The sequence below is a fragment of the Saccharomonospora iraqiensis subsp. paurometabolica YIM 90007 genome, from assembly GCF_000231035.2.
In the GTDB taxonomy this organism is placed as follows: Bacteria; Actinomycetota; Actinomycetes; order Mycobacteriales; family Pseudonocardiaceae; genus Saccharomonospora; species Saccharomonospora paurometabolica.
This window is the reverse complement of sequence record NZ_KI912210.1, coordinates 6,533-12,188: the sequence shown is the minus strand read 5'-3', so window position 1 is coordinate 12,188 and position 5,656 is coordinate 6,533. Positions and strand designations below refer to the sequence as shown.

The following is a 5,656-nucleotide window of genomic DNA, read 5'->3' as shown; positions in this document are numbered from 1 at the left end:
CCGCAGGGGCGGACCCGGTCCGGGTCGGCGCCCAGCCCGGTGAACACGGCACGGGCCAGGTCGTACCAGGTGGCGGTGCCCGTGTTGACGCAGTGCAGCACCGACCGTGCGGGGCCGTCGCCCGCGGCGACCCGCCCGGCGAGTTCGAGCAGCCCGCGGGCCAGGTCCGGCGCGTAGGTCGGCGACCCGGTCTGGTCGTCCACGACGGACACCGTGTCGCGTTCGGCCTCCAGCCGCGCCATCGTGGCGACGAAGTCGGTGTCGCCCCCGCCGTACAGCCACGCGGTGCGCACGATCCACGCCGCGGCCCCGGAGCCGAGGACGGCGTCCTCCCCGGCGGCCTTCGTCCGGCCGTAGGCGGTGCGGGGGCGCAGCGGATCGTCCGGTCCGTACGGCCCCACGGCGGCACGGTCGGCGTCGCCGCCGAAGACGTAGTCGGTGGAGACGTGCACCAACGGCACGCGCCGGGACGAACACACCGCGGCCAGCACCCGCGGTCCGTCGACGTTCACGGCGAAGGCCCGGTCCTCGTCGTCCTCGGCCGCGTCCACGTCCGTGTAAGCGGCGGCGTTGACGACGACGGGCAGTCGTCCCGCCTCGCGCGCCCCGGCGGCCAGGTCGGCCAGCGCCTCGACGACGGCCCCCGGCCGGGTCAGATCGAGCTCGTCCGAACCCGGCGCGCGCACCCGGATCCGGTCGCCCTCGTCCGCGCCGGCGTCGAGCAGGGCACGCCCGAGCTGGCCGGAACCACCCGGGACGAGCACGGCCAACCGTGGCTGCTGCGTTCCGCTCATTCTCGTCCTCCGCGTCGTCCTCCGGTGGTTGCCCGGTCCCCGTCCGCCCCGGCCGCCCGGGCCCCGTCACGCGCCGACGGGTGCCGCCCGCCGTTTGCGCGGCTCCCACCACGCCCGGTTGTCCGCGTACCAGCGCACCGTGTCGGCGAGCCCGTCGGCGAAGGCCACCCGCGGCCGGTAACCCAGCTCCGCACGGATCTTGCCGGTGTCGACGGAGTACCGCCGGTCGTGGCCCGAACGGTCGGTGACCGGCCGGACCATGTCCCAGTCCGCCCCGACGGCCGCCAGCAGCCGCCCGGTCAGCTCCCGGTTCGTCAGTTCCGTGCCACCGCCGATGTTGTAGATCTCGCCCGGCCTGCCCCGCTCGGCCACCAGCTGGATACCCCGGCAGTGGTCGTCGACGTGCAGCCAGTCCCGGACATGGAGCCCGTCACCGTACAGCGGCACCGGCCTGCCGTCGAGCAGGTTCGTCACGAACAGCGGCACCATCTTCTCCGGGAACTGGTACGGCCCGTAGTTGTTCGAGCACCGGGTGATGCACACCGGCAGCCCGTGCGTGCGGTGGTACGCGCGGGCGAGCAGGTCGGACGACGCCTTCGACGCCGAGTACGGGGAGTTGGGCTCCAGCACGTGGTCCTCGGTCCACGAGCCCTCGTCGATCGTGCCGTACACCTCGTCGGTGGACACGTGCACGAACCTGCCCACGCCCGCCTGCAGCGCCGCCTGCAGCAGGGTCTGCGTCCCGACGACGTTGGTCGTGACGAAGTCGGCCGCACCCGTGATCGAGCGGTCCACGTGCGACTCCGCGGCGAAGTGGACGACCAGGTCGACGCCGGAGGTCAGCTCCGCGACCAGCCCGGCGTCGGTGATGTCACCCCGGACGAAGCGCAGCCGGGGGTCGTCGGCCACCGGGGTCAGGTTCTCCTCGCACCCGGCGTAGGTGAGTTTGTCGAGCACGATCAGTTCGGTCGGCTCCGGGGGCGGGTAGGCACCCGAGAGCACCTGCCGCACGTAGTGCGACCCGATGAACCCGGCACCGCCGGTGACCAGAACCCGCATCTGTCCTCCCCTTTTCGGCTCACGGGGCAGTCTGCCACGGCGCCGGGAGACACCGGAGGCAACGTCCGGGCAACGTATCCACCCGTTCCGACGTCTTCGTTCCGGGAAGATCAGTAATGTGGGCGAGGCGAAACACGCGGGGAGGGAGCCACGTGACCGACGCGGCACCGGAGTCGGCCGACGTGCCGGACGCACGCGGCCGCCGCGCACGGGCGGGCACCGTCGGCCGTGCCGGTGGCCGGACCGTCCTCGCGCTGCTCTCCGTACTGGTCCTGGCGGTGACCTGTTACGGCTGGTACTTCGTCGGCGACGTGAACTCCGGTGTGAACACCACGGACGTGTTCGACAAGGAACCGGGTACCGAGCCGCTCGACGGGGCGCTGGACATCCTCCTGGTCGGCATGGACAGCCGCACCGACGCGGAGGGCAACCCCCTCCCCCGTGCGGTGCTGGACAAGTTGCACGCGGGTGAGGTCGAGGGCAACCGGCAGACCGACACCATGATCCTGGTCCACATCCCGCAGGACGGCAGCAGCGCGGTGGCGATCTCCTTCCCCCGCGACGCCTGGGTGGAACTGGCCGGCGGCTACGGCAACAACCGGCTCAACAGCGCCTTCCGGCACGCCTACCGGGACACCCGACAGACGCTCGGGGCGGAGGGCGCCTCCGAGGACGTGATCGAGACCGAGGCCGAACAGGCGGGCCGGCGCAACCTCATCGCCACGATCGAGCAGCTCGTGGGCAGGCCGGGGATGATCGACCGCTACGCCGAAGTCAACCTGGCCAGCTTCTACGAGGTCACGAAGGCGCTCGACGGCGTGCGGGTGTGTCTGAAGGAACCCGTGCGGGAAAGGAAGTCCGGGATCGACCTGCCCGCCGGGGAGCAGACGCTGAAGGGCGCGGACGCACTGTCGTTCGTCCGGCAGCGGATCGGGCTCCCCCGTGGCGACCTCGACCGGATCGACCGGCAGCAGGCGTACCTGTCCGGGGTCGCCCGGAAGATGATCTCCAGCGAGGTGCTGCTGAACCCGGCCCGGCTGTCCGGCGTGATCGAGGCCGTGCAGAAGTCGGTGGTCATCTCCGAGGACTGGGACCTGCTCCGGTTCGCCAACCAGATGCGCGGTCTGTCCGGCGGCGACATCGAGTTCCACACCATGCCCGTCACCGGGGACGTCTACGTGGGCGCCGCCGAGGTGCTCGGGGTGGACGAGGCCGAGGTGCGGTCGTTCGTCGACGACCTGGTGGGCGAGCCCACCGACCCGGACCGTGAGCTCCCGGACACGGTCGAGGGTGCGGAGAACTTCACCGTCGACCTCTACAACTCCTCCGGGCAGAGCGGTCTGGGGCAGCGTGCCCGCGACGTCCTGGCCGGGCAGGGCTTCGGCGGTGCGAGCTACGCCGACACCGCCGTGCGCGGGAGCAGCGTGCTCGAGTACGCCGACGGCGCCCGCGCCGGTGTCGAGGCGATGCGCACCGCGTTGGCCACCGACCTGCCCGCCGAGCGCAACACCTCGCTGGCCCCGGGAACGCTGGTGTTGCGGATGGGGACGGACTTCACCCTCCCCGAGCCGGGGCACGGCGGCGCGGACGCCGACCGGGCGGAGGCCGCACCCGACGGCGAGCCCCGCGGCTCCGGTGAGGGGGCGAGCGACCCGGCGGGAACCGCGACCGGCCAGGGTGGCACCGATGACCAGGGCGGCACCGATGACCAGGGTGGAACCGACCGGCAGGGGGACGGGGAACGCGCACCGGGGGACGAGGGCCCCGTCACTGCGGGCGGTGTTCCGTGCGTGAACTAGGGTGAGCCGCCGGTAACCGGCACGCGGGTGGGAGGGGAACCACCGTGGATTCCGAGGACGGACGCGACGACGCCGATGCGGCGGGAACGCGATCGTCGGGCGAGGAGCACGACCGGGACGGCGACGACGGTCCCGACCCCCGGGACGAGGAGGGGCGGGACCGTGACGACGCCGCCGACCCGGGGGGCTCCGCTGACGCAGAGGACACCGCTGACGCAGGGGAGGCCGGGGGCACCGCTGACACCGGGGACATCCCCGGGTCCGGGGACGCCTCGGAGTCCGGGGACACCCCTGATTCGGGGGACACTCCTGATCCGGGGGACACCCCGGGATCGGGGGACGAGGCTCCCGACGCCGGCGCCGGTGGGAACGACGACGGGGAACACGGTAGCCGGGACGGGCACGCGGTGCCGTCCCCCGTGCCCCGGCCGGAGCGGGAGGCGCCCGACGAACCCCGCCGCCGCACGGGTGCGGCGCCCGCACGGGGGGCCGCACGGACGCTGGCGGCGCTGTCGTCGGTGCTCGTCCTGGTGGTGACCGGCTACGCCCACACCACGCTGGGCAGCATCCAGAACGGGATGAGCACCACCGACGCCGTCCGGTTGAACGCCCCGGACGCCGACGGGTCCGCCGGCGACGGGGACGACGCCGCGCGCCTGCCCGAGGACGACGGTGCCACGGACATCCTGCTCGTCGGCGCGGACGCACGGACCGACATGCAGGGCAACCCGCTCCCGTACCGGGTGCTCAAGCAACTGCGCACGGAGAGCAAACCCGGGGTGAGCACGGACACGCTGATCCTGCTGCGCTTCCCCGACGACGGGTCGGCCCCCACCGGCATCTCCATCCCCCGGGACAGCTGGGTCGACGTGCCCGACGGCGGACACGACAAGATCAACGCCGTGTACGGGGACGCCAAGCGTGCGGCCACGTCCCGGCTGCGTGCCGAGGGGGTCACCGACGGCGCCGAACTCAACCGGCGGTCCGATCAGGACGGACGCTGGGCACTGGTGCGGACGGTGCAGGAGCTGACCCGGGTGCGGGTCGACCACTACGCCGAGGTGAACCTGCTCGGTTTCTACCTGCTCACCGAGGCCCTCGGCGGGGTGCGGGTCTGCCTGAACCACGCGACGTCCGACCCGGACTCCGGGGCCAACTTCCGTGCGGGCCCGCAGGTGGTCTCCGGCGGAGAGGCACTGTCGTTCGTGCGGCAACGGAAGAACCTGCCGCGCGGCGACCTCGACCGCATCACGCGCCAGCAGGTGTTCCTGGCCTCCGCCCTGGACACGGTGCTCTCCGCGGGCACGCTCACCGACTCCGACCGGCTGGCGAAGCTGACCGACGCGGTGCGCCGTTCCCTCGTGCTCGACTCCGACCTGGATCTGCTCGGCTTCGCCGACCGGGTGAAGGGCATCGCCTCCGGTGACATCACCTTCACCACCGTCCCGGTCGAGGACATCACCGCGCGGAGCCCGGACGGCAGGCAGAGCATCGTCCGCGTGGACCCGGAGGCCGTCCGGGAGTTCGTGGCCGCGGCGGTCGGCCGCGGGGAGGCCCCGGACACCCCGTCCGGCGGTGGATCGGGACCGGTCGGCACCCCGGTCCCCCGGCAGATCACCGCCGACGACGTCCCCTGTGTGAACTGACGCGGGAGCCGGACGCCTGCCGCACCCGGCCCGGGCCGGACGGTGGGCGTTAGGTTGGCCGGTATGAGCCTGACCGAGCACCTGTTGCGTGGCCTGCTGTCCACGTCGGCGGCGCGTCCGCTGATCACCCACTACGACGACGCGGCGGGCAGCCGCGTCGAACTGTCCACGGCCACGCTGGCCAACTGGGCGGCCAAGACGGCGAACTGGCTGGTCGAGGAGTTCGACGTGGAGCCGGGGGAGAAAGTCGTCGTCGACCTGCCCGCGCACTGGCAGACCGCGGGTGTGCTGCTCGGCGCGTGGTGGTGCGGGGCGCACGTGGTCGGCCCCGCGCGGCCGGGCGAGTCCGCCCCCGGCG

5 protein-coding genes are annotated in these 5,656 nt (G+C 73.1%); 3 read left to right on the top strand and 2 right to left on the bottom strand.

Features of this window, described 5'->3' with window-relative positions; all coding sequences use genetic code 11:
• Both SACPADRAFT_RS25485 and rfbB read right to left on the bottom strand, forming a co-directional pair.
• The coding region (locus SACPADRAFT_RS25485) for an SDR family oxidoreductase (protein WP_007026235.1) at nt 1-794 on the bottom strand (794 nt) is incomplete at its 3' end.
• Between the two features lie 66 nt (nt 795-860).
• Nucleotides 861-1,853 (bottom strand): dTDP-glucose 4,6-dehydratase, encoded by a 993-nt coding sequence (gene rfbB, locus SACPADRAFT_RS0204055; protein WP_007026234.1) that lies wholly within the window; start codon nt 1,851-1,853, stop codon nt 861-863.
• Between the two features lie 152 nt (nt 1,854-2,005).
• Between rfbB and SACPADRAFT_RS0204050 the strand changes: the two genes are divergently transcribed.
• The 3 genes from SACPADRAFT_RS0204050 to SACPADRAFT_RS25475 all read left to right on the top strand — a co-directional run.
• Nucleotides 2,006-3,652, top strand: coding sequence for an LCP family protein (locus SACPADRAFT_RS0204050; RefSeq protein ID WP_007026233.1), 1,647 nt, complete (start codon nt 2,006-2,008; stop codon nt 3,650-3,652).
• A gap of 44 nt (nt 3,653-3,696) precedes the next feature.
• Nucleotides 3,697-5,298, top strand: coding sequence for an LCP family protein (locus SACPADRAFT_RS25480; RefSeq protein WP_007026232.1), 1,602 nt, complete (start codon nt 3,697-3,699; stop codon nt 5,296-5,298).
• 63 nt (nt 5,299-5,361) lie between these two features.
• Nucleotides 5,362-5,656, top strand: a 295-nt coding sequence (locus SACPADRAFT_RS25475; RefSeq protein WP_007026231.1) for a TIGR03089 family protein, incomplete at its 3' end; no start/stop codon positions are given.